The organism is Enterobacter sp. JBIWA005 (assembly GCF_019968805.1).
Lineage (GTDB): Bacteria > Pseudomonadota > Gammaproteobacteria > Enterobacterales > Enterobacteriaceae > Enterobacter > Enterobacter vonholyi.
In genome coordinates this window covers 3,274,184-3,297,921 of record NZ_CP074159.1, presented here as the reverse complement: position 1 = coordinate 3,297,921, position 23,738 = coordinate 3,274,184, and the positions used below count along the sequence as shown (strand labels likewise).

Below are 23,738 nucleotides of genomic sequence, written 5' to 3'. Positions count from 1 at the left end.
GGCTTTTTAACATTACTGCTGCTGCGAAGACTGGATAGCCGTCAGCGCGATGGTGTAAACGATATCGTCTACCAGTGCGCCACGAGACAGGTCGTTCACAGGTTTGCGCATGCCCTGCAGCATCGGCCCGATGGAGATCAGGTCGGCAGAACGCTGCACCGCTTTGTAGGTGGTGTTACCGGTGTTCAGATCCGGGAAGATGAACACGGTAGCGCGGCCTGCAACCGGCGAGTTCGGCGCTTTAGATTTCGCAACGTCAGCCATTACGGCGGCGTCGTACTGCAGCGGGCCGTCGATCATCAGGTCAGGACGTTTTTCCTGTGCCAGACGGGTCGCTTCACGCACTTTCTCTACGTCGCTACCTGCACCAGAGGTACCGGTGGAGTAGGAGAGCATCGCCACGCGCGGTTCGATACCGAAGGCAATCGCGGAGTCCGCGGACTGGATAGCGATTTCTGCCAGCTGTTCTGCGGTTGGATCCGGATTGATCGCGCAGTCGCCGTAAACGTAAACCTGTTCAGGCAGCAGCATGAAGAACACGGAAGAAACCAGAGAGCTGCCTGGCGCGGTTTTGATCAGCTGCAGCGGTGGACGGATGGTGTTCGCTGTGGTGTGAACCGCACCGGAAACCAGACCGTCAACTTCGTCCTGCTCCAGCATCAGCGTGCCCAGCACAACGTTGTCTTCCAGCTGCTCGCGCGCAACGGCTTCGGTCATGCCTTTGCTCTTACGCAGCTCTACCAGACGGGCAACGTAGCTTTCGCGAACCACTTCCGGGTCAACGATTTCAATGCCTGCGCCCAGCTCAACGCCCTGAGAGGCCGCCACGCGGTTGATCTCATCCGGGTTACCCAGCAGCACACAGGTCGCGATGCCGCGCTCTGCACAGATAGCCGCTGCTTTAACGGTACGTGGTTCATCGCCTTCTGGCAGAACAACGCGTTTGCCCGCTTTGCGCGCCAGCTCGGTCAGCTGGTAACGGAATGCTGGAGGAGACAGACGACGGCTGCGCTCGGAGGTCGCAGTCAGGGATTCGATCCAGTCTGCGTTGATGTAGCCCGCAACGTATTCCTGAACTTTCTCGATACGCTCGTGGTCATCAACCGGCACTTCCAGGTTGAAGCTCTGCAGGCTCAGGGAGGTCTGCCAGGTGTTGGTGTTCACCATGAAGACCGGCAGGCCGGTAGCGAACGCGCGTTCGCACAGCTTGCTGACGCGCGGGTCCATCTCGTAGGCACCGGTCAGCAGGATCGCACCGATTTCCACACCGTTCATCGCAGCCAGGCAGGCTGCAACCAGCACGTCAGGACGGTCTGCGGAGGTCACCAGCAGGGAACCTGCGCGGAAGTGTTCCAGCATGTGCGGAATGCTACGCGCACAGAAGGTCACGGACTTCACGCGGCGGGTGTTGATGTCGCCTTCGTTAACGATGGTGGCGTTCAGGTGACGCGCCATGTCGATTGCACGGGTGGCAATCAGATCGAAGCTCCATGGCACCGCGCCCAGAACTGGAAGCGGGCTGGATTCCTGCAGCTTAGCCGGGTCAACTTTGATGACTTTCGCTTTGGAAGAGTCGTCGAAGATCTCGGACAGGTCAGGGCGAGTACGGCCCTGCTCATCCACTGGCGCGTTCAGCTTGTTGACGATCACGCCGGTGATGTTGGTGTTTTTCGCGCCGCCGAAGCTGCTGCGCGTCAGCTCGATACGCTCGTTCAGCTGCTCTGGGGTGTCGGTGCCCTGAGACATCACGAAAACGATCTCTGCGTTCAGGGTTTTCGCAATTTCAAAGTTCAGAGACTGAGCAAACTGATGTTTGCGGGTTGGAACCAGACCTTCTACCAGCACCACTTCCGCGTCTTGCGCGTTAGCATGGTAGTTGGCGATGATCTCTTCCATCAGCACATCTTTCTGGTTGCTGGAGAGGAGAGATTCAACGTGGCTCATCTTCAGCGGTTCGGCCGCTGGCAGATTGGAATTTTTGCGCACGATGGTGGTGGTCTGGTCTGGCGCATCGCCACCGGCACGTGGCTGGGCGATTGGCTTAAAGACGCTCAGACGAACGCCTTTGCGTTCCATAGCACGGATAACGCCAAGGCTGACGCTGGTCAGGCCGACGCTGGTTCCGGTAGGGATCAGCATAATAGTACGGGACACGGTTTATCCTCTTTCGTTACCGCCGCAATTGGGCGGGTTACAAAACAGCACCGCCAGCATTGCTGGCGGTGTGGAATCAGGCAGTCAGGCGGTGCGCGTCTTGCGCGATGACCAGCTCTTCGTTAGTTGGGATTACGAGAGCAGGGCGGGTGCCTTCTTTGTTGATGAAGCCAGACTTGCCGAAGCGGGCAGCCAGGTTACGCTCGTGATCAACCTCAAAGCCCAGAACGCCCAGTTTGCCCAGGGACAGTTCACGAACCATTGCCGCGTTCTCACCGATACCACCAGTGAAGATAACCGCGTCCAGACGGCCTTCCATCAGCGCAGTGTAAGAGCCGATGTACTTCGCCAGACGGTGGCAGTAAACGTCCATTGCACGTTTAGCGTCTTCTTTCTCTGCGTAGTTGTCTTCAACGTAACGGCAGTCGCTGGTGACTTCGGTCAGACCCAGCAGGCCAGACTCTTTGGTCAGCATTTTGTTGATCTGGTCAACGCTCATGCCCAGGGTGTCATGCAGGTGGAAGATGATTGCCGGGTCGATGTCACCGGAACGGGTACCCATCACCAGACCTTCCAGCGGGGTCAGACCCATGGAAGTATCAACACATTTACCGTTGCGGATAGCCGAAACAGAACCACCGTTGCCCAGGTGGCAGGTGATGATGTTCAGTTCTTCAACCGGCTTGTTCAGGACTTTTGCGGCTTCCTGAGTCACATAGAAGTGGCTGGTGCCGTGCGCGCCGTAACGACGTACGCCGTGTTCTTTGTAGAGGCTGTATGGCAGGGCATAGAGGTAAGACTCTTCCGGCATGGTCTGATGGAACGCGGTGTCGAACACGGCCACGTTTTTGTCTTTCAGATTCGGGAAGGATTTCAGTGCTTCAGCGATACCGATCAGGTGAGCCGGGTTGTGCAGCGGTGCGAAGGACGCAGAGTCCTTGATGCCCTGGATCACAGATTCGTCGATCACCACGGAGCTGGTGTATTTTTCGCCGCCGTGGACGATACGGTGACCAATCGCAGTCAGCTGAGCAGACAGTTCTGGTTTTTGTGCCAGAATAGTGTTAACGATAAAGTTCAGCGCTTCACTGTGAGCGGCGCCTGCACCTAAAGCCGCTTCTTGTTTGCTGCCGTCCATCTTCCACTTGATACGTGCTTCAGGCAGATGGAAACATTCGGCCAAACCAGAGAGGTATTCGTCACCGTTGAGCGCATCGATGATGGCGAATTTCAGTGAGGAGCTACCGCAGTTCAGAACCAGTACTAACTTACTCGACATGGAAGTACCTATTATTGATACGTGGCTAAAAAAACGTCAGTGAGTCTAACAGCGTAACGCATGATGACTCGGACATTTATGATTAACATCATGCCAAACGAACATTGTGGCATGATGGAAGAAATAACTATGATTTTATGCCATTTTGCACAATTTTCAGCCAATGGCATAATATGCAATAATTTGACGAGCTAATGATTCTCGTCTATGGCCCTATCAGGCTGGCACAGGATACCCGATACGGGGTAGAGATGACAAAATATTTTGAACGTTGTCATAGCTTGTTGTGGTTTTGCACGAAAATTTTAATTTTTATATGTGAAGTTGAGGTACAGCCATGTCGACACCAGAGAACCCGTCCGTAAATTTCTTCAGTCTGTTTCGTCGGGGACAGCATTACGCAAAGACGTGGCCAATGGAAAAGCGCCTTGCGCCGATGTTTATTGAGAATCGCACCATCCGCGCCACGCGTTATGCGATTCGCTTTATGCCGCCTGTCGCTGTCTTTACGCTGTGCTGGCAGATTGCGCTGGGTGGGCAGCTTGGACCTGCCGTCGCCACGGCGCTCTTCGCATTAAGCCTGCCGATGCAAGGCCTGTGGTGGTTAGGTAAACGGTCCATCACGCCACTTCCACCTTCTATTTTACACTGGTTTTATGAAGTGCGCGGTAAGCTGGAAGAGGCCGGTCAGGCGCTCGCCCCGGTTGAAGGCAAGCCGGATTACCAGGCGCTGGCGGACACGTTAAAGCGTGCTTTTAAGCAACTGGATAAAACATTCCTCGATGATTTGTGATTGATCATCGAAACGACGACGAAAAGAAGGCACAGTAACAATCAGTTACCGTGTCTTTTTTTTAAGTGCAATGCGCTACAGGAGTCGAAAGATGGAAATGACCCATGCTCAACGTCTGATTTTGTCTAACCAGTACAAGATGATGACTATGCTTGATCCCGATAACGCTGCGCGCTACAGCCGCCTGCAAACCATCGTCGAACGCGGCTTTGGTTTGCAAATGCGTGAACTGGACCGCGAGTTTGGCGAGCTGAAAGAAGAAACCTGCCGCATCGTGATCGACATTATGGAGATGTATCACGCTCTGCACGTGTCATGGACGAATCTCAAAGATCGGCAGTCGATTGACGAGCGCCGCGTGACCTTTTTAGGCTTTGATGCCGCAACGGAAGCGCGTTATCTGAGCTATGTTCGTTTTATGGTGAATACGGAAGGGCGTTATACCCACTTTGACGCGGGCACCCACGGCTTCAACGCGCAGACCCCGATGTGGGATAAGTATCAGCGCATGCTGAGCGCGTGGCATGCCTGTCCGCGTCAGTACCATTTAAGCAGCAACGAAATTCAACAAATCATTAATGCCTGACGGAGGTGCGTGTGCAGTGTAGAGGTTTTCTGTTTGATCTGGACGGTACGCTGGTGGACTCGCTGCCGGTTGTGGAGCGTTCATGGTGCCATTGGGCTGACAGACATGGCATCGACCATCAGGACGTGCTGAATTTTATCCATGGCAAACAGGCCATTACCTCGCTACGGCACTTCCTGGCCGGACGTACTGAGGACGAAATTCAGGCGGAGTTCAAATACCTGGAGCATATTGAAGCCACCGATACTGACGGCATCACCGCATTACCGGGCGCGCGCGAACTGCTTGAGCATTTGAACGAGGCGCAGATCCCGTGGGCTATCGTCACCTCCGGTTCCGTACCGGTTGCCCACGCCCGACACAAGGCGGCAGGGTTGCCGACGCCTGACGTGTTTATTACGGCGGAGCGCGTGAAGCGGGGTAAACCGGAACCTGATGCATTTTTACTGGGCGCTGAACTGCTGGGCCTCGACCCGGCAGAGTGCGTGGTGGTGGAAGATGCGGCGGCTGGCGTACTGGCCGGGCTGAACGCAGGGAGCCACGTCATCGCCGTTAACGTTCCGGCGGGATCTCCCCGCCTGGAGGAGGCAGATTTGGTGCTCGATTCACTAACGGCACTGGCTGTTTCGAAAGCCTCTGATGGTGTTGTAACCGTCTCGCTAAAAATGTAAACCCATGATATAGCCCCACGCTGATGGGGCTTTTTTATGGCAAAATTTCTCATCTCCCACTGACAAGGACATGTTGTGAACGGTGAACTGATTTGGGTCCTGAGCCTGCTTTTAATCGCCATCCTTCTTTTTGCAACGGGCAAGGTACGCATGGACGCCGTCGCCTTGTTTGTCATCGTCGCGTTTGTGCTGAGCGGTACGCTCACGCTGCCGGAAGCCTTCTCCGGGTTTAGCGATCCCAACGTTATCCTGATTGCAGCCCTGTTTATTATTGGTGATGGGCTGGTGCGCACCGGCGTGGCGACCATTGTGGGGTCGTGGCTAGTGAAAGTGGCGGGCAGCAGCGAAACCAAAATGCTGATCTACCTGATGGTGACCGTCGCCGGACTGGGGGCGTTTATGAGCTCCACGGGCGTGGTCGCCATCTTTATCCCGGTGGTGCTGAGCGTTTCCATGCGGATGCAGAGCTCGCCGTCGCGCCTGATGATGCCCCTGAGTTTCGCCGGTTTGATCAGCGGAATGATGACGCTGGTGGCAACGCCGCCGAACCTGGTCGTCAACAGCGAGCTGATCCGGGAAGGATTTGAGGGCTTCAGTTTTTTCAGCGTCACCCCGCTTGGGCTGGTTATTCTTGTAATGGGCGTGGTCTACATGCTGCTGACCCGTTTTGCCCTTAACGGTGAAAAACAGGACAAAAATAAAGAAGGATGGAAGCGACGCACCTTCCGCGATTTGATTAAAGAGTACCGCCTTACCGGGCGCGCGCGCCGTCTGGCTATTCGCCCCGGCTCGCCGATGGTTGGGCAGCGGCTTGATGATCTGAAACTGCGTGAGCGCTATGGCGCGAATGTGATTGGCGTAGAGCGCTGGCGACGTTTTCGTCGAGTGATCGTTAACGTCAACGGGGTGTCGGAATTCCGCGCGCGTGACGTCCTGCTGATTGATATGTCCACCGCGGACGTGGACCTGCGCGATTTTTGCAGCGAACAGCTGCTGGAACCTATGGTGCTTCGCGGGGAGTATTTCTCCGATCAGGCGCTGGATGTCGGCATGGCCGAGGTGTCGCTAATCCCGGAGTCGGAACTGTTAGGTAAAACCGTGCGGGAAATGGGATTCCGTACCCGTTATGGCCTTAACGTCGTGGGGCTGAAGCGCGATGGCGTGGCGATGGAAGGGGCGGTAGTCGATGAGCCGATCCTGCTGGGCGACATCTTCCTGGTTGTCGGTAACTGGAAGCTGATTAGCCAGCTAGGGCAAAAAGGACGCGATTTTGTGGTGCTCAACATGCCTGTTGAGGAGAGCGACGCGTCGCCTGCGCACAGCCAGGCGCCTCACGCTATTTTTTGTCTGGTGCTGATGGTGGCGCTGATGCTGACCGATGAGATCCCCAATCCGGTCGCCGCAATTATCGCCTGCCTGTTGATGGGCAAATTCCGCTGCATTGACGCCGAAAGCGCTTATAAAGCCATTCACTGGCCGAGCATAATTCTCATTGTCGGAATGATGCCCTTCGCCCTGGCGCTGCAAAAAACCGGCGGGGTGGATCTGATCGTTAAAGGCTTAATGGACGTTGGCGGCGGGTATGGGCCGTACATGATGATGGTCTGTTTATTTATCATGTGCGCCACCATCGGTCTGTTTATCTCGAATACCGCGACGGCGGTTCTGATGGCGCCTATCGCGCTGGCGATGGCAAAGTCCATGGGCGTTTCGCCGTACCCGTTTGCGATGATGGTGGCGATGGCCGCTTCCGCGGCATTTATGACGCCGGTCTCTTCTCCGGTAAACACGCTGGTGCTGGGGCCGGGGAACTATCGATTCAGCGATTTCGTAAAGCTGGGCGTGCCGTTCACCGTGCTGGTGATGGTGGTGTGCGTGGTATTGATACCGGTCCTGTTTCCGTTTTAAGCGTGAGCATAGAAACGTAGGCCGGGTAAGGCGAAGCCGCCACCCGGCGAAAAATTACAACGGCGAATCCTGGCTAATCTCATCCAGCGATAAATGGAAGCTCGGTACAAACACCTGCATAAAGTAATCCATCTCTTCGCTGCGGCGGGATTCCAGCGTTTTTTCCAGGCGCGTTTTTGCCAGCAAAAATTCGTTATTCCCTGCGGACAGCTCTTCGAGACACTTCAGATAGGCACAAAGCGCGTCCGCCTGCTTGACGAGCGACTTTTCATCTTCCGTGTACTGATGCTCATCGATGAGCGGCTCAAAGATGTCGCGCAGCTCTTCCGGCACCATCTCAATCAGCTTCTGCTGGGCAATTTTCTCGATGGCCTTATATTCCTGCGCAATCTGCGAGTTGAAATATTTCACCGGCGTAGGCAGATCGCCGGTCAGCACTTCTGACGCATCATGGTACATCGCCAGCAGTGCAATGCGCTCTGCATTGACCTGACCGTTGAATTTGCGGTTTTTAATGGCGGCCAGCGCGTGAGCAACCATCGCAACCTGCAGGCTGTGCTCTGACACATTTTCCGTGCGGACATTGCGCATCAGCGGCCAGCGGTTGATGAGTTTCAGGCGGGATAGGTGGGCAAAGAAATGACTCTGACTCATAGGTTACCTTTTGTCTTCACTGCGACAGGCGTTCATTGTGCGGGGAGGGGAGGGAAGATGCAAATCAGGCTACCGAAGTAGCCTGATTTTAAGATTACTGATGGTATCCAGAGAGGAAGCGACCAAAGCGGCTGATGGCCATTTCGAGGTCATCTTCGCGCGGCAGCGTCACGATGCGCACATGATCCGGCCACGGCCAGTTAAACGCCGTGCCCTGGACCAGCAGCACTTTTTCCTGCAGCAGGAAATCAAGCACCATTTTCTGATCATCGTGAATATTGAAGCGCTTCGCGTCAATTTTCGGGAACATATAGAGCGCCCCATTCGGCTTCACGCAGGAAACCCCCGGAATATCGTTGATCAGCTCCCACGCGCGGTTACGCTGTTCGTACAGGCGACCACCGGGCACGATAAACTCGCTAATGCTCTGATAGCCGCCGAGTGCGGTCTGGATCGCGTGCTGTGCCGGAACGTTGGCGCATAAACGCATGGAAGCCAGCATCTCCAGCCCTTCAATATAGCCTTTGGCGTGCTTTTTCGGACCGTTCAGTACCATCCAGCCCTGACGGAAACCGGCCACGCGGTAGGTTTTGGACAGGCCGTTAAAGGTGACGGTGAGCAGGTCCGGGGCCAGCGCGGCGATTGAGTGGTGCTGCGCCGCGTCGTACAGAATCTTGTCGTAAATTTCGTCGGCGAAGATGATCAGGTTGTGCTGGCGGGCGAGCTCGACTATCTCCATCAGCAGCTCTTTTGAGTAGACCGCGCCCGTCGGGTTGTTCGGGTTAATAATGACGATACCGCGCGTGCGGGGCGTAATTTTTGCACGAATATCATCGAGGTCAGGGAACCAGTCGGAGGACTCGTCGCAAAGATAGTGCACGGCCTTACCGCTGGACAGGGATACTGCAGCCGTCCACAGCGGATAGTCCGGTGCGGGAACCAGCATTTCGTCCCCGCTGTTCAGCAGTGCCTGCATCGCCTGCACGATCAGTTCGGAGACGCCGTTGCCAATATAAATATCTTCAACGGTAACATCACGCATGCCGCGTGCCTGGTAATGCTGCATGATGGCTTTACGTGCGGAGTAAAGTCCTTTTGAATCGCAATAGCCTTGTGCAGTAGGAAGGTTGCGGATCACATCAACCAGAATTTCATCCGGCGCTTCAAAACCAAATGGCGCAGGGTTACCAATGTTGAGTTTCAGAACCTTGTTGCCCTCTTCTTCAAGGCGTTTTGCCTCTTTCAGAACCGGGCCGCGGATGTCATAACAGACGTTATCTAGCTTGCTGGATTTTTCGATAGGGGACATGAACCTTTAACCTTTTCGCTATTATTGCCGCTCCCTGCCGTGGAAGTCAGCACGGAATAATGTACTCCCCCCTCGCTTCGTTTTGAAGGGTGTGCAGTAGAAGATTTTGTGCCGGCAGCAAAAAATTGATAAATCTTTTTCGCTGCACATTCGCTTTTATACTGGCTTAAAGTTGCACTTACGGTACCAAGATGGGGCGAATGTGCTATTAATTTGTCAAAATCCTGTATATTGTGCTGAATAAAATAAGTGGTGAGCCGGACGACGGTAGCAATCACCCTGAGTGACTTTTCGTAAATCCTGAATGCTTGAGGAATGTTCCTGTAAAAGCATAATGTGGCTAAAAGTTACTCATGTGAAATTAATGTTAAGTGGCATTAATGAATGGTCTTAATCTAAATTAAAATTTATTTATTATTAACCTATAAAATGCAACTTTAGTTAATTTTAATAAAATTAGTTTAGAAGCTTAACATTCTTCTTTAATCCTCAATATTGCAATAAGACTTATAAATAAAGTGGATTTGGGTTAAGATGTCTTACAGGAAAGCAGGGGGCAGATACACGGCTTTTGTATATCTGTAACTGATTTTCCGAATTAATTGATTGTTATTGTTGGAGTTATCTCTGGCTGGAATGTGTCGAACATCTCCTGCTACGTTGACAGCGCTGCGATAAAGATGGCAGAAAAGGTGTTATACCTTTAATGTAATTTACATAAACCTGCGAACATCTAAATATCCTGAACGTTTAAGAGAATAAAAATAACGTCATGAAACGTGCTTTCTGACTGTTGATATAAAGCAGCACAATAACTATCTGTCAGGCAGTCTGCCGGGCCGGGATGCGAGGGAAAACCTTCAGAGGGAATTGCTTAACTGTTACACACAGCTTCAACCCGGGCAGCTCCGCACGAGCAACCTGAAAGTGAATAGATATGATAAATGCAAATCGTCCGATAATGAATCTCGACCTCGATCTGCTGAGAACGTTTGTTGCGGTCGCCGATCTCAACACTTTTGCAGCAGCTGCTGCCGCCGTTTGCCGAACTCAGTCCGCCGTCAGCCAGCAAATGCAGCGGCTGGAGCAACTGGTTGGTAAAGAGCTTTTTGCGCGTCATGGGCGTAATAAGCTCTTAACGGAACACGGTATTCAGCTTCTGGGTTATGCCAGGAAAATTCTTCGCTTTAATGATGAAGCATGTATGTCATTAATGTTTAGCAACCTACAAGGGGTGCTAACGTTAGGCGCATCTGATGAGTCAGCGGATACAATATTGCCGTTTCTTCTCAATCGTATCAGTTCGGTTTATCCGAAGCTTGCACTGGACGTTAGCGTAAAGCGTAATGCTTTTATGGTTGAGATGTTAAATGAGAATAAAGTCGACCTGGTGGTGACTACGCATCGTCCCGGGCAGTTTGATTGCCTGACGCTGCGTACATCGCCTACGCACTGGTATTGTGCAGCCGAATACGTGCTGCAAAAAGGGGAACCGGTGCCACTGGTCTTACTGGATGACCCGAGCCCGTTTCGCGATATGGTGCTCACGGCGCTGAATGAGGCCAACATTCCGTGGCGTCTGGCGTATGTGGCTTCCACGTTGCCAGCGGTCCGTGCAGCCGTGAAGGCCGGTCTGGGTGTAACGGCGCGTCCGGTAGAGATGATGAGCCCCGATCTGCGCGTTCTGGGAAAATCCGATGGCCTGCCTGCGCTGCCGGATACGGAATATCTGCTCTGCCACAATTCGTCCAGCCATAACGAGCTGGCAAAGGTGGTGTTCGACGCGATGGAAAACTACCATAACCCGTGGCAGTTCGAGCGCGTTACCTCCGAAGGGGGGGATGATTCCCTGATCGTTGAAGGGGATTTTGAGTGATCGCCAGCTCAAAATTCTGGTAACAAAATGTAAGTGTAAAAAAAGGCCACTCGTGTGATTTTCGCATGCAGTGGCTTTTTTTTAGCAATAATATCCGCTTATAGCATATGGATTTTCAGGATACTCTCTATTTATCAATCAGCTAAATGATTTTGCTTACATATTGTCCGTTTTCCGTTCTAACTTCATCCATATCCCTCTCATGTTAAAAAAACAGGAAATATGTTGCCGTTTTCCTGGTTGAATTAACAAAAGCGTGTCACAGATCAAGAAAATACTCCTATTTGGGGGGAGGAATCGTTGGCAAATCCTGTCAAAATAGGAGGGTTATTTTTTTTACTTCCGAAACGGACACGATTCAACAACATACATTTGACGGAAAGTCATGCACCCACCAGGGTTAAAGGGCACCAAATGTTAATGAGAATCGCTCGATGTAATTTAATGTGAAGAAACCTTTGTTAAAGTTGACAATAGGTTATAGAAAGGAGTAAAAAACCCCATCATTTTGCTGTCTACGTCTCATTTCTGACAGTTAGTGTAAGGTTATTTGTTCCTCCCCATGAATCGATGTGATGCCCATCTGCCAGCAAGAGCAGTGTCGTTGGTATCACTTTTGATGAGTAAGCAATGAGTATGTCAACATCCACAGAAGTCATCGCTCATCACTGGGCATTCGCAATCTTTCTTATTGTAGCCATTGGCCTGTGCTGCCTGATGTTAGTCGGCGGCTGGTTCCTGGGCGGCCGCGCCCGTGCAAGGCACAAAAACACACCTTTCGAATCAGGTATTGATTCAGTAGGTTCCGCTCGCTTACGCCTGTCTGCCAAGTTCTATCTGGTAGCCATGTTCTTCGTCATCTTCGACGTGGAAGCGCTTTACCTTTTCGCATGGTCGACGTCCATCCGCGAAAGTGGTTGGGTGGGCTTTGTCGAGGCCGCAATTTTCATTTTAGTGCTACTGGCCGGTCTGGTTTATCTGGTGCGTATTGGCGCGCTTGACTGGACGCCTGCGCGTTCACGTCGTGAACACATCAACCCGGAAAACAGTATCTCTAATCGTCAGCAGTAACAGCGAGGCAATAAGATGGATTATACGCTCACCCGCATAGATCCTAACGGTGAGAATGACCGTTACCCCCTGCAAAAACAGGAGATCGTAACCGACCCCCTGGAGCAAGAAGTCAATAAAAGCGTGTACATGGGCAAACTCGAACATGCCATGCACGATATGGTCAACTGGGGTCGTAAGAACTCCATCTGGCCTTACAACTTTGGCCTTTCTTGCTGCTACGTTGAAATGGTGACGTCATTCACTGCGGTGCATGACGTTGCGCGTTTTGGGGCAGAGGTACTGCGTGCTTCCCCACGTCAGGCTGACCTGATGGTGATAGCCGGTACGTGCTTTACCAAAATGGCACCTGTTATTCAGCGTCTTTATGACCAGATGCTGGAGCCTAAATGGGTTATCTCCATGGGGGCATGTGCTAACTCTGGCGGTATGTACGACATCTATTCCGTCGTACAGGGCGTAGATAAATTTATCCCAGTGGATGTGTACATCCTGGGTTGCCCGCCACGTCCGGAAGCTTACATGCAGGCATTAATGCTGCTGCAGGAGTCTATCGGTAAAGAACGTCGCCCACTGTCGTGGGTTGTTGGCGATCAGGGTGTGTATCGCGCGAACATGCAGTCTGAGCGCGAGCGTAAACGTGGTGAACGTATTGCCGTCACCAATCTGCGTACGCCTGACGAAATTTAAATTGCGCCTGTAGGCCTGGAGAACACCTTCGCATATCACTACTCAAATAGCGCGAAGCCAGGCTCAACAGTCACCACGGACCATTTGCAATGGTGAACAATATGACCGACTTAACCGCGCAAGAAGCCGCCTGGCAGACCCGGGATCATCTGGATGACCCAGTCATTGGCGAACTGCGCAACCGTTTTGGGCCGGATGCCTTTACTGTTCAGGCTACCCGCACCGGGGTACCCGTTGTTTGGGTGAAGCGTGAGCAATTGCTGGAAGTTGTCGATTTCCTCAAGAAATTGCCAAAACCATACGTCATGCTGTTTGACTTACACGGCATGGATGAACGTCTGCGTACCCACCGCCAGGGGCTCCCTGCTGCGGACTTTTCCGTTTTCTACCACCTGATCTCAATAGACCGTAATACGGATATCATGCTCAAGGTGGCATTGTCTGAAAACGACATGCATCTGCCGACAATCACCAAACTTTTCCCGAACGCGAACTGGTATGAGCGTGAAACCTGGGAAATGTTCGGCATGACCTTCGACGGCCATCCGCACCTGACGCGCATCATGATGCCGCAGACCTGGACCGGCCACCCGCTGCGTAAAGACTACCCGGCACGTGCAACCGAATTCGATCCGTTTGAGCTGACTAAAGCCAAGCAGGATCTGGAAATGGAAGCGCTGACCTTCAAACCGGAAGACTGGGGCATGAAGCGCGGTACCGACAACGAGGACTTCATGTTCCTCAACCTCGGTCCAAACCACCCGTCTGCGCACGGTGCATTCCGTATTATTCTTCAGCTTGATGGCGAAGAGATTGTCGACTGCGTTCCGGACATCGGCTACCACCACCGTGGTGCTGAGAAGATGGGCGAGCGTCAGTCCTGGCACAGCTACATTCCGTATACCGACCGTATCGAGTACCTCGGCGGCTGCGTCAACGAGATGCCATACGTGCTGGCCGTTGAGAAACTGGCCGGTATTGTTACGCCGGATCGCGTCAACGTGATTCGCGTCATGCTGTCAGAACTGTTCCGTATCAACAGTCACCTGCTGTACATCTCCACGTTCATTCAGGACGTCGGCGCGATGACCCCGGTGTTCTTCGCCTTTACCGACCGTCAGAAAATCTACGATCTGGTAGAAGCCATTACCGGTTTCCGTATGCACCCGGCCTGGTTCCGCATCGGCGGTGTGGCACACGATCTGCCGCGCGGCTGGGACCGTTTGCTGCGTGAATTCCTCGACTGGATGCCAAAACGTCTGGCGTCTTACGAGAAAGCCGCGCTGCGTAACACCATCCTGAAAGGTCGTTCCCAGGGCGTTGCTGCCTACGGCGCGAAAGAAGCGCTGGAGTGGGGGACAACAGGTGCAGGTCTGCGTGCGACCGGTATTGATTTCGACGTGCGTAAAGCCCGTCCTTACTCTGGCTACGAGAACTTCGACTTTGAAGTCCCGGTGGGCGGCGGTGTTTCCGACTGCTACACCCGCGTGATGCTGAAAGTGGAAGAGCTGCGCCAGAGTCTGCGCATCCTTGAGCAGTGCCTCAACAACATGCCGGAAGGCCCGTTCAAGGCGGATCACCCGCTGACGACGCCGCCGCCGAAAGAGCGCACGCTGCAACATATCGAAACCCTGATCACCCACTTCCTGCAGGTTTCCTGGGGTCCGGTCATGCCGGCGCAAGAATCCTTCCAGATGATTGAAGCGACCAAGGGTATTAACAGTTACTACCTGACCAGTGACGGCAGCACCATGAGCTACCGTACCCGCGTGCGTACGCCGAGCTTTGCGCACCTGCAGCAGATCCCGTCCGCCATCCGCGGCAGTCTGGTCTCTGACCTGATTGTGTATCTGGGTAGTATCGATTTTGTTATGTCAGATGTGGACCGCTAATTATGCACGAGAATCAACAACCACAAACCGAGGCTTTTGAGCTGAGTGAAGCAGAACGTGCCGCCATTGAGCACGAGATGCACCACTACGAAGACCCGCGTGCGGCGTCCATTGAAGCGCTGAAAATCGTACAGAAACAGCGTGGTTGGGTGCCGGATGGGGCGATCTATGAGATCGCGAAAGTGCTGGGTATTCCGGCAAGTGACGTAGAAGGCGTAGCCACGTTCTACAGCCAGATCTTCCGTCAGCCGGTTGGCCGCCATGTGATCCGCTACTGTGACAGCGTTGTCTGCCACATCACCGGTTATCAGGGCATCCAGGCTGCGATTGAGAAGAAGCTCAATATCAAGCCGGGCCAGACCACGTTCGACGGCCGCTTTACGCTGCTGCCAACCTGCTGCCTGGGTAACTGCGACAAGGGGCCGACCATGATGATTGATGAGGACACTCACAGCCATCTGACGCCGGAAGCGATTCCTGACCTGCTGGAGCAGTACAAATGAAAACTGTAATTCGTACTGCTGAGACGCATCCGCTGACCTGGCGTCTGCGTGATGACAAACAGCCGGTATGGCTCGAAGAATATCAGAGCAAAAACGGCTATGCCGGCGCGCGTAAAGCCCTTGGCGGCATGGCGCCGGACGACATCGTTAACGCGGTAAAAGAGTCTGGCCTGAAAGGGCGCGGCGGTGCGGGCTTCTCCACCGGTCTGAAGTGGAGCCTGATGCCAAAAGACGAATCCATGAACATCCGTTACCTGCTGTGTAACGCCGATGAAATGGAGCCGGGTACCTATAAAGACCGTCTGCTGATGGAGCAGCTGCCGCACCTGCTGGTGGAAGGCATGCTGATTTCCGCGTTCGCGCTGAAAGCGTACCGTGGCTACATCTTCCTGCGCGGTGAGTACATCGAAGCGGCAGAAAACCTGCGTCGCGCGATTGCCGAAGCCACCGAAGCGGGCCTGTTGGGTAAAAACATCCTGGGCACCGGGTTTGACTTCGAACTGTTCGTGCACACCGGCGCCGGGCGTTATATCTGCGGTGAAGAAACCGCGCTGATTAACTCCCTGGAAGGCCGCCGCGCGAACCCGCGTTCCAAGCCACCGTTCCCGGCAAGCTCCGGCGTATGGGGTAAACCGACCTGCGTAAACAACGTCGAAACCCTGTGTAACGTTCCGGCTATCCTCGCCAACGGCGTGGAGTGGTATCAGGGCATCTCCTCAAGCAAAGATGCCGGTACCAAGCTGATGGGCTTCTCCGGTCGCGTTAAAAATCCTGGCGTCTGGGAGCTGCCGTTCGGTACCACCGCACGTGAAATTCTTGAAGACTACGCTGGCGGCATGCGTGATGGCCTGAAATTCAAAGCCTGGCAGCCGGGTGGGGCAGGGACAGACTTCCTGACCGAAGCCCACCTTGACCTGCCGATGGAATTCGAAAGTATTGGTAAAGCAGGCAGCCGTCTGGGTACGGCGCTGGCGATGGCCGTCGACCACGAGATCGGCATGGTCTCGCTGGTGCGTAACCTGGAAGAGTTCTTCGCTCGTGAGTCCTGCGGCTGGTGTACACCGTGCCGTGATGGTCTGCCGTGGAGCGTGAAGATCCTGCGTGCAATCGAACGTGGCGAAGGCCAGCCTGGCGATATCGAGACGCTTGAGCAACTGTGTCGATTCTTAGGCCCGGGTAAAACCTTCTGTGCCCACGCACCGGGTGCCGTCGAACCTCTGCAGAGCGCGATCAAATATTTCCGCGACGAGTTCGAAGCAGGCATCAAGCAGCCGTTCAGCAATACCCATGCCATCAATGGGATTCAGCCGAACCTGCTTAAAGCGCGCTGGTAACGACAAGAATTTTGATTAACGCTCGGTTTCGACCGAGCCAACTGGAAGCATGCTAATGGCTACGATTCATGTAGACGGCAAAGAATACGAAGTCAACGGGGCGGACAACCTGCTGGAAGCTTGTCTGTCTCTTGGCCTCGATATTCCGTACTTTTGCTGGCATCCGGCGCTGGGCAGCGTCGGTGCTTGCCGCCAGTGTGCGGTGAAGCAATATCAAAACGCGGAAGACACGCGTGGTCGCCTGGTGATGTCCTGTATGACGCCAGCCACCGAAGGCACTTTTATTTCGATTGACGACGAAGAAGCCAAACAGTTCCGCGAGAGCGTGGTGGAGTGGTTGATGACCAACCACCCGCACGACTGTCCGGTCTGTGAAGAGGGCGGTAACTGTCACCTTCAGGATATGACCGTGATGACCGGCCACAGCTTCCGTCGCTATCGCTTTACCAAGCGTACCCACCGTAACCAGGATCTGGGGCCGTTCATCTCTCACGAAATGAACCGCTGCATCGCCTGCTACCGCTGCGTGCGTTACTACAAAGACTATGCAGACGGTCAGGATCTGGGCGTGTATGGCGCGCATGACAACGTCTACTTCGGTCGTCCTGAAGACGGTACGCTTGAAAGCGAATTCTCCGGTAACCTGGTAGAAATCTGCCCGACCGGCGTTTTCACGGATAAAACCCACTCCGAGCGTTACAACCGTAAATGGGACATGCAGTTTGCGCCAAGCATCTGCCAGCAGTGTTCCCTCGGCTGCAACACCAGCCCGGGTGAGCGCTACGGCGAACTGCGTCGTATCGAAAACCGTTACAACGGTACCGTTAACCACTACTTCCTGTGCGACCGCGGTCGTTTCGGCTATGGCTATGTGAACCTGAAGGACCGTCCGCGTCAGCCGGTTCAACGCCGTGGCGACGACTTCATTACCCTGAACGCTGAACAGGCGATGCAGGGCGCGGCAGATATTCTGCGTCAGTCGAAGAAAGTGATCGGTATCGGCTCTCCGCGCGCCAGCATCGAAAGCAACTTCGCCCTGCGCGAGCTGGTTGGGGCGGAAAACTTCTATACCGGTATCGCCCAGGGCGAGCAGGAACGTCTGCAGCTGGTACTGAAAGTGCTGCGTGAAGGCGGTATCCATACCCCTGCGCTGCGCGAAATCGAATCCTATGATGCGGTCCTGGTGCTGGGTGAAGACCTGACGCAGACCGGCGCACGCGCGGCTCTGGCGGTTCGCCAGGCGGTGAAGGGTAAAGCACGTGAAATGGCAGCGGCGCAGAAAGTGGCTGACTGGCAGATTGCGGCAATCCTGAACATCGGCCAGCGCGCGAAGCATCCTCTGTTTGTGACCAACGTCGACAACACCCGTCTGGACGATATCGCCGCGTGGACCTACTGCGCACCGGTTGAAGATCAGGCGCGCCTCGGCTTTGCGATTGCCCACGCGCTGGACAACAGCTCACCGGCCGTTGAGCTGGATCGCGACCTGCAAAACAAGGTCGACGTGATTGTTCAGGCCCTGGCAGGTGCGAAGAAGCCGCTGATTATTTCCGGTACCAACGCCGGTAGCGCAGAGATCATTCAGGCGGCAGCCAACGTTGCCAAAGCCCTGAAAGGCCGTGGTGCGGACGTCGGCGTGACTATGATTGCCCGTGCGGTGAACAGCATTGGTCTGGGCATGATTGGCGGCGGCTCGCTGGAAGAAGCCTTAAGCGAACTGGAATCCGGTGCCGCTGACGCCGTGGTGGTGCTGGAAAACGACCTGCATCGTCATGCATCTGCCGCTCGCGTTGACGCTGCGCTCTCCAAAGCGCCGCTGGTAATGGTGATTGACCATCAGCGCACCGCGATTATGGACAAAGCGCACCTGGTGCTCTCTGCGGCAAGCTTCGCAGAAAGCGATGGTACCGTTATCAACAACGAAGGCCGCGCGCAGCGTTTCTTCCAGGTTTACGACCCGGCGTACTACGACAGCAACACCGTGATGCTGGAAAGCTGGCGCTGGCTGCACTCCCTGCACAGCACCGTGCAGAGCCGTGAAGTGGACTGGACGCAGCTCGACCACGTTATCGACGCGGTAGTCGAAAAACTGCCTCAGCTGGCAGGCATTAAAGATGCCGCGCCTGAAGCAAGCTTCCGCATTCGCGGCCAGAAACTGGCGCGTGAACCGCACCGTTACAGTGGCCGTACTGCGATGCGTGCCAACATCAGCGTGCACGAACCGCGCCAGCCGCAGGATAAAGACACCATGTTCGCCTTCTCGATGGAAGGGAACAACCAGCCGTCTGCGCCGCGTTCGCAAATCCCGTTCGCATGGGCACCGGGCTGGAACTCCCCGCAGGCATGGAACAAGTTCCAGGCTGAAGTGGGCGGCTCCCTGCGCCACGGCGATCCGGGCGTGCGTCTGATTGAAGCCTCCGAAACCGGTCTGGACTTCTTCACCACCGTACCGGCGAGTTTCCAGGCGCAGGACGGTAGCTGGCGTATTGCCCCGTACTACCACCTGTTCGGTAGCGACGAGCTGTCCCAGCGTTCACCGGTCTTCCAGACCCGTATGCCGCAGCCGTACATCAAGCTTAACCCGGCTGATGCCGCGAAGCTTGGCGTTAACGCGGGTGCAAACATCGCCTTTAGCTATGACGGCCAGACCATCAGCCTGCCGCTGATTATTTCTGAAAGTCTGACAGCAGGGCAGGTGGGTCTGCCGATGGGTATGCCTGGCATCGCGCCGGTTCTGGCAGGTGCGCGTCTTGATAATCTGCAGGAGGCAAAAGCATGAGTTGGTTAACGCCGGATCTTATCGACATCCTGCTGAGCATTCTGAAAGCGGTTGTAATCCTGCTGGTGGTGGTCACCTGCGGCGCGTTCATGAGCTTTGGTGAACGTCGTCTGCTCGGTCTGTTCCAGAACCGTTACGGACCGAACCGCGTGGGCTGGGGTGGTTCACTCCAGCTGGTCGCGGATATGATCAAGATGTTCTTTAAAGAGGACTGGATCCCGCGCTTCTCGGATCGCGTGATCTTTACTCTGGCACCGATGATCGCCTTCACCTCGCTGCTGCTGGCGTTTGCTATCGTTCCGGTCAGCCCGACCTGGGTGGTCGCTGACCTGAACATCGGCATTCTGTTCTTCCTGATGATGGCAGGCCTCGCGGTTTACGCGGTCCTGTTCGCAGGCTGGTCCAGTAACAATAAATACTCGCTGCTGGGGGCGATGCGTGCTTCCGCGCAGACCCTGAGCTACGAAGTGTTCCTGGGGCTTTCCCTGATGGGCGTGGTGGCGCAGGCCGGTTCATTCAACATGACCGACATCGTCAACAACCAGGCCGACATCTGGAACGTTATTCCGCAGTTCTTTGGGTTTATTACCTTTGCCATCGCGGGCGTGGCAGTGTGTCACCGTCACCCGTTTGACCAGCCAGAAGCCGAACAGGAACTGGCCGACGGTTACCACATCGAATATTCCGGTATGAAATTCGGTCTGTTCTTCGTGGGCGAGTATATCGGTATCGTCACCATTTCCGCGTTGATGGTAACGCTGTTCTTCGGTGGCTGGCATGGCCCGTTCTTACCGCCGTTCATCTGGTTCGCGCTGAAAACCGCGTTCTTCATGATGATGTTCATTTTGATTCGCGCAGCGTTACCGCGTCCGCGTTATGACCAGGTAATGTCCTTCGGCTGGAAAGTGTGCCTGCCGCTGACGCTCGTCAACTTGTTGGTAACGGCCGCTGTCATTCTCTGGCAGCAGCCATAAGGGGCAATAGACCATGACCTTAAAAGAATTACTGGTAGGCTTCGGTACCCAGGTACGCAGTATCTGGATGATCGGCCTGCACGCGTTTGCCAAACGCGAAACCCGGATGTACCCGGAAGAGCCGGTATATCTGCCGCCGCGCTACCGTGGCCGTATCGTGCTGACGCGCGACCCGGACGGTTCCGAGCGCTGCGTTGCCTGTAACCTGTGTGCGGTAGCGTGTCCGGTAGGCTGTATCTCTCTGCAGAAAGCCGAGACGGTAGACGGCCGCTGGTACCCTGAGTTCTTCCGCATCAACTTCTCACGCTGCATTTTCTGCGGTCTGTGTGAAGAAGCGTGCCCAACCACGGCGATTCAGCTGACTCCAGACTTCGAGCTGGGTGAGTACAAGCGTCAGGACCTGGTGTACGAGAAAGAGGATCTGCTGATTTCCGGTCCGGGCAAATACCCGGAATATAACTTCTACCGGATGGCGGGTATGGCAATCGACGGCAAAGATAAGGGTGAAGCAGAGAACGAAGCTAAGCCTATCGACGTCAAGAGCCTGTTACCGTAAGGAGAGGGCAATGGAATTCGCTTTTTATATCTGTGGCCTTATCGCCATCCTGGCTACGCTGCGAGTGATCACGCACACCAATCCGGTGCATGCGCTGCTGTACTTAATCATCTCGCTGCTGGCCATTTCCGGGGTGTTCTTCGCACTGGGCGCGCACTTCGCCGGTGCGCTGGAAATCATCGTCTACGCCGGGGCCATCATGGTGCTCTTCGTGTTCGTGGTGATGATGCTGAACCTGGGCGGCTCTGAAATTGAGCAGGAACGTCAGTGGTTAAAACCGCAGGTGTGGATCGGCCCGGCAATTTTGTCGGCCATCATGCTGGTGGTGATCGTTTACGCCATTCTGGGTGTTAACGATCAGGGCATCGACGGCACGCCGATTGGCGCGAAAGAGGTAGGTATCACGCTCTTTGGCCCATACGTTCTGGCGGTTGAACTGGCCTCAATGCTGCTGCTGGCAGGTCTGGTTGTGGCTTTCCACGTTGGCCGCGAAGAGCGTGCTGGCGAGGTGCTGAGCAACCGCACTGACGACCGCGCGAAAAGAAAAACGGAGGAGCGCGCATGATCCCCTTAACACATGGACTGATCCTCGCTGCGATTTTATTCGTTCTGGGTCTGACCGGTCTGGTTATCCGCCGCAATCTGCTGTTTATGCTGATCGGGCTGGAAATCATGATTAACGCCTCCGCGCTGGCCTTCGTGGTCGCCGGAAGCTACTGGGGCCAGACCGATGGTCAGGTGATGTACATTCTCGCCATCAGCCTCGCGGCTGCCGAAGCGAGTATTGGCCTGGCGCTGTTGCTGCAGCTCCATCGTCGCCGCCAGAATCTGAACATCGATTCAGTAAGTGAGTTGCGTGGATGAACATGCTTGCCTTAACCATTATTTTTCCGCTGATTGGCTTCGTGCTGCTGGCGTTTTCTCGCGGCCGCTGGTCTGAGAACCTGTCTGCCACCGTCGGCATGGGCTCTGTTGGCCTGGCTGCGCTGGTGACGGCGTATGCGGGTATCGACTTCTTTAACAACGGGCGTCAGCCTTTCAGCGTGCCGCTGTGGACCTGGATGTCGGTCGGTGATTTCAACATCGGCTTCAACCTGGTGCTGGACGGCCTCTCGCTGACCATGCTCTCCGTGGTCACCGGCGTCGGCTTCCTGATCCACATGTTCGCCTCCTGGTATATGCGCGGTGAAGAGGGGTACTCCCGCTTCTTCGCCTACACCAACCTGTTTATCGCCAGCATGGTGGTTCTGGTGCTGGCCGATAACCTGCTGCTGATGTATCTGGGCTGGGAAGGCGTAGGTCTGTGTTCTTACCTGCTGATCGGTTTCTACTATACCGATCCGAAGAATGGCGCAGCGGCCATGAAAGCATTCGTCGTGACCCGCGTGGGTGACGTCTTCCTCGCTTTCGCGCTGTTCATTCTTTACAACGAACTGGGCACGCTGAACTTCCGCGAAATGGTGGAACTGGCGCCGGCGCACTTCGCCGCAGGCAACAACATGCTGTGGTGGGCAACGCTGATGCTGCTGGGTGGTGCCGTGGGTAAATCCGCGCAGCTGCCGTTGCAGACGTGGCTGGCCGACGCGATGGCGGGTCCAACCCCTGTCTCCGCGCTGATCCACGCTGCGACCATGGTAACCGCCGGTGTTTACCTGATTGCGCGTACCCATGGCCTGTTCCTGATGACCCCGGAAATTCTGCATCTGGTGGGTATCGTCGGTGCGGTCACGCTGGTGCTGGCAGGCTTTGCCGCGCTGGTGCAGACCGACATCAAGCGCGTTCTCGCGTATTCCACCATGAGCCAGATTGGTTACATGTTCCTGGCGCTGGGCGTTCAGGCGTGGGACGCGGCCATTTTCCACCTGATGACGCACGCGTTCTTTAAAGCGCTGCTGTTCCTCTCATCCGGTTCCGTGATTCTGGCCTGCCACCACGAGCAGAACATCTTCAAAATGGGCGGACTGCGTAAGTCCATTCCGCTGGTTTATGTCTGCTTCCTGGTGGGCGGCGCGGCGCTGGCGGCACTGCCGCTGATCACCGCGGGCTTCTTCAGTAAGGACGAAATCCTTGCGGGTGCCATGGCGAATGGTCATATCAATCTGATGGTTGCAGGTCTGGTCGGTGCGTTCATGACCTCCCTGTATACCTTCCGTATGATTTTCATCGTATTCCACGGTAAAGAACAAATTCACGCTCACGCAGGGAAGGGGATTACCCATCACCTGCCGCTGATTGTGCTGCTGGTACTGTCCACCTTCGTTGGCGCGATGATTGTGCCACCGCTGCAGGGCGTATTGCCAGACACCACCGAGCTTGAGCACGGTCGCGTTCTGACGCTTGAAATCACCTCCGGTGTGGTCGCTATCGCGGGCATCCTGATCGCTGCATGGCTGTGGCTGGGCAAACGTACGCTGGTCATTGCCGTGGCCAACAGTGCGCCGGGCCGCCTGCTGGGCACCTGGTGGTACAACGCGTGGGGCTTCGACTGGCTGTACGACATGATCTTCGTTAAGCCGTTCCTGGGCATCGCGTGGCTGCTGAAGCGCGACCCGCTGAACAGCCTGATGAACATCCCGGCGATCCTTTCCCGCTTTGCAGGTAAAGGCCTGCTGTACAGCGAGAACGGTTACCTGCGCTGGTATGTGGCGTCCATGAGCATCGGTGCGGTTGTCGTGCTTGCGCTGCTGATGGTGTTGCGTTGATCGTTAA

Annotated in this window: 20 protein-coding genes; 16 read left to right on the top strand and 4 right to left on the bottom strand. The window is 55.0% G+C overall.

Annotation, left to right across the window (positions count from 1 at the left end; translation table 11 throughout):
- Positions 1 to 12: 12 nt before the first annotated feature.
- Together pta and ackA are read right to left on the bottom strand one after the other, a co-directional pair.
- Positions 13 to 2,154 (bottom strand): phosphate acetyltransferase, encoded by a 2,142-nt coding sequence (gene pta, locus KGP22_RS15570; protein ID WP_047174245.1) that lies wholly within the window; start codon positions 2,152 to 2,154, stop codon positions 13 to 15.
- Between the two features lie 76 nt (positions 2,155 to 2,230).
- On the bottom strand, positions 2,231 to 3,433 hold the full coding sequence (ackA, locus tag KGP22_RS15565) for an acetate kinase (RefSeq protein ID WP_063145415.1): 1,203 nt from the start codon (positions 3,431 to 3,433) through the stop codon (positions 2,231 to 2,233).
- A 337-nt stretch (positions 3,434 to 3,770) separates the two neighbouring features.
- On the opposite strand from ackA, the gene yfbV reads away from it, so the two are divergent.
- The 4 genes from yfbV (at position 3,771) to KGP22_RS15545 (ending at position 7,391) form a co-directional block, all read left to right on the top strand.
- Positions 3,771 to 4,226, top strand: coding sequence for a terminus macrodomain insulation protein YfbV (gene yfbV, locus KGP22_RS15560; RefSeq protein ID WP_023312543.1), 456 nt, complete (start codon positions 3,771 to 3,773; stop codon positions 4,224 to 4,226).
- A 91-nt stretch (positions 4,227 to 4,317) separates the two neighbouring features.
- Entirely contained in the window at positions 4,318 to 4,812 is a 495-nt protein-coding gene (locus tag KGP22_RS15555) for a YfbU family protein (RefSeq protein WP_023617380.1), read from the top strand.
- 11 nt (positions 4,813 to 4,823) lie between these two features.
- Entirely contained in the window at positions 4,824 to 5,483 is a 660-nt protein-coding gene (locus KGP22_RS15550; RefSeq protein ID WP_115875897.1) for a sugar phosphatase, read from the top strand.
- 75 nt (positions 5,484 to 5,558) lie between these two features.
- Complete coding sequence (locus KGP22_RS15545) at positions 5,559 to 7,391, top strand: SLC13 family permease (protein ID WP_223580057.1); 1,833 nt, start codon at positions 5,559 to 5,561, stop codon at positions 7,389 to 7,391.
- 54 nt (positions 7,392 to 7,445) lie between these two features.
- Here KGP22_RS15545 and yfbR read toward each other — a convergent pair whose 3' ends face one another.
- Both yfbR and alaA read right to left on the bottom strand, forming a co-directional pair.
- On the bottom strand, positions 7,446 to 8,045 hold the full coding sequence (gene yfbR, locus KGP22_RS15540) for a 5'-deoxynucleotidase (protein ID WP_028013935.1): 600 nt from the start codon (positions 8,043 to 8,045) through the stop codon (positions 7,446 to 7,448).
- A 94-nt stretch (positions 8,046 to 8,139) separates the two neighbouring features.
- A complete protein-coding gene (gene alaA / locus KGP22_RS15535) occupies positions 8,140 to 9,354 on the bottom strand; it encodes an alanine transaminase AlaA (protein ID WP_008500204.1) in 1,215 nt (404 codons plus the stop codon).
- A 937-nt stretch (positions 9,355 to 10,291) separates the two neighbouring features.
- Here alaA and lrhA point away from each other — a divergent pair.
- The 12 genes from lrhA (at position 10,292) to nuoL (ending at position 23,731) form a co-directional block, all read left to right on the top strand.
- Positions 10,292 to 11,230: a transcriptional regulator LrhA gene (lrhA, locus tag KGP22_RS15530; RefSeq protein ID WP_111965271.1), complete on the top strand. Its 939-nt coding sequence runs from the start codon at positions 10,292 to 10,294 to the stop codon at positions 11,228 to 11,230.
- Between the two features lie 630 nt (positions 11,231 to 11,860).
- On the top strand, positions 11,861 to 12,301 hold the full coding sequence (gene nuoA / locus KGP22_RS15525) for an NADH-quinone oxidoreductase subunit NuoA (RefSeq protein ID WP_014171000.1): 441 nt from the start codon (positions 11,861 to 11,863) through the stop codon (positions 12,299 to 12,301).
- Positions 12,302 to 12,316: 15 nt separating this feature from the next.
- Positions 12,317 to 12,991 (top strand): NADH-quinone oxidoreductase subunit NuoB, encoded by a 675-nt coding sequence (gene nuoB, locus KGP22_RS15520; protein WP_223580056.1) that lies wholly within the window; start codon positions 12,317 to 12,319, stop codon positions 12,989 to 12,991.
- 89 nt (positions 12,992 to 13,080) lie between these two features.
- Positions 13,081 to 14,883, top strand: a complete 1,803-nt coding sequence (nuoC, locus tag KGP22_RS15515; protein ID WP_023312537.1) for an NADH-quinone oxidoreductase subunit C/D — start codon at positions 13,081 to 13,083, stop codon at positions 14,881 to 14,883.
- A 2-nt stretch (positions 14,884 to 14,885) separates the two neighbouring features.
- A complete protein-coding gene (gene nuoE / locus KGP22_RS15510) occupies positions 14,886 to 15,386 on the top strand; it encodes an NADH-quinone oxidoreductase subunit NuoE (RefSeq protein ID WP_006176513.1) in 501 nt (166 codons plus the stop codon).
- Positions 15,383 to 16,720 (top strand): NADH-quinone oxidoreductase subunit NuoF, encoded by a 1,338-nt coding sequence (gene nuoF, locus KGP22_RS15505; RefSeq protein ID WP_111965272.1) that lies wholly within the window; start codon positions 15,383 to 15,385, stop codon positions 16,718 to 16,720. Before nuoE ends, nuoF begins: the two co-directional genes overlap by 4 nt.
- A gap of 55 nt (positions 16,721 to 16,775) precedes the next feature.
- Positions 16,776 to 19,499, top strand: coding sequence for an NADH-quinone oxidoreductase subunit NuoG (nuoG, locus tag KGP22_RS15500; RefSeq protein WP_127731786.1), 2,724 nt, complete (start codon positions 16,776 to 16,778; stop codon positions 19,497 to 19,499).
- Positions 19,496 to 20,473: an NADH-quinone oxidoreductase subunit NuoH gene (gene nuoH / locus KGP22_RS15495; protein WP_047346615.1), complete on the top strand. Its 978-nt coding sequence runs from the start codon at positions 19,496 to 19,498 to the stop codon at positions 20,471 to 20,473. Before nuoG ends, nuoH begins: the two co-directional genes overlap by 4 nt.
- Before the next feature lie 13 nt (positions 20,474 to 20,486).
- A complete protein-coding gene (gene nuoI / locus KGP22_RS15490) occupies positions 20,487 to 21,029 on the top strand; it encodes an NADH-quinone oxidoreductase subunit NuoI (RefSeq protein ID WP_003861491.1) in 543 nt (180 codons plus the stop codon).
- A 10-nt stretch (positions 21,030 to 21,039) separates the two neighbouring features.
- Complete coding sequence (gene nuoJ, locus KGP22_RS15485) at positions 21,040 to 21,594, top strand: NADH-quinone oxidoreductase subunit J (RefSeq protein ID WP_008500212.1); 555 nt, start codon at positions 21,040 to 21,042, stop codon at positions 21,592 to 21,594.
- Entirely contained in the window at positions 21,591 to 21,893 is a 303-nt protein-coding gene (gene nuoK / locus KGP22_RS15480; RefSeq protein WP_003861496.1) for an NADH-quinone oxidoreductase subunit NuoK, read from the top strand. The genes nuoJ and nuoK overlap by 4 nt, the downstream gene beginning before the upstream one ends.
- Positions 21,890 to 23,731, top strand: a complete 1,842-nt coding sequence (gene nuoL, locus KGP22_RS15475; protein WP_111965274.1) for an NADH-quinone oxidoreductase subunit L — start codon at positions 21,890 to 21,892, stop codon at positions 23,729 to 23,731. Before nuoK ends, nuoL begins: the two co-directional genes overlap by 4 nt.
- Positions 23,732 to 23,738: the final 7 nt, after the last annotated feature.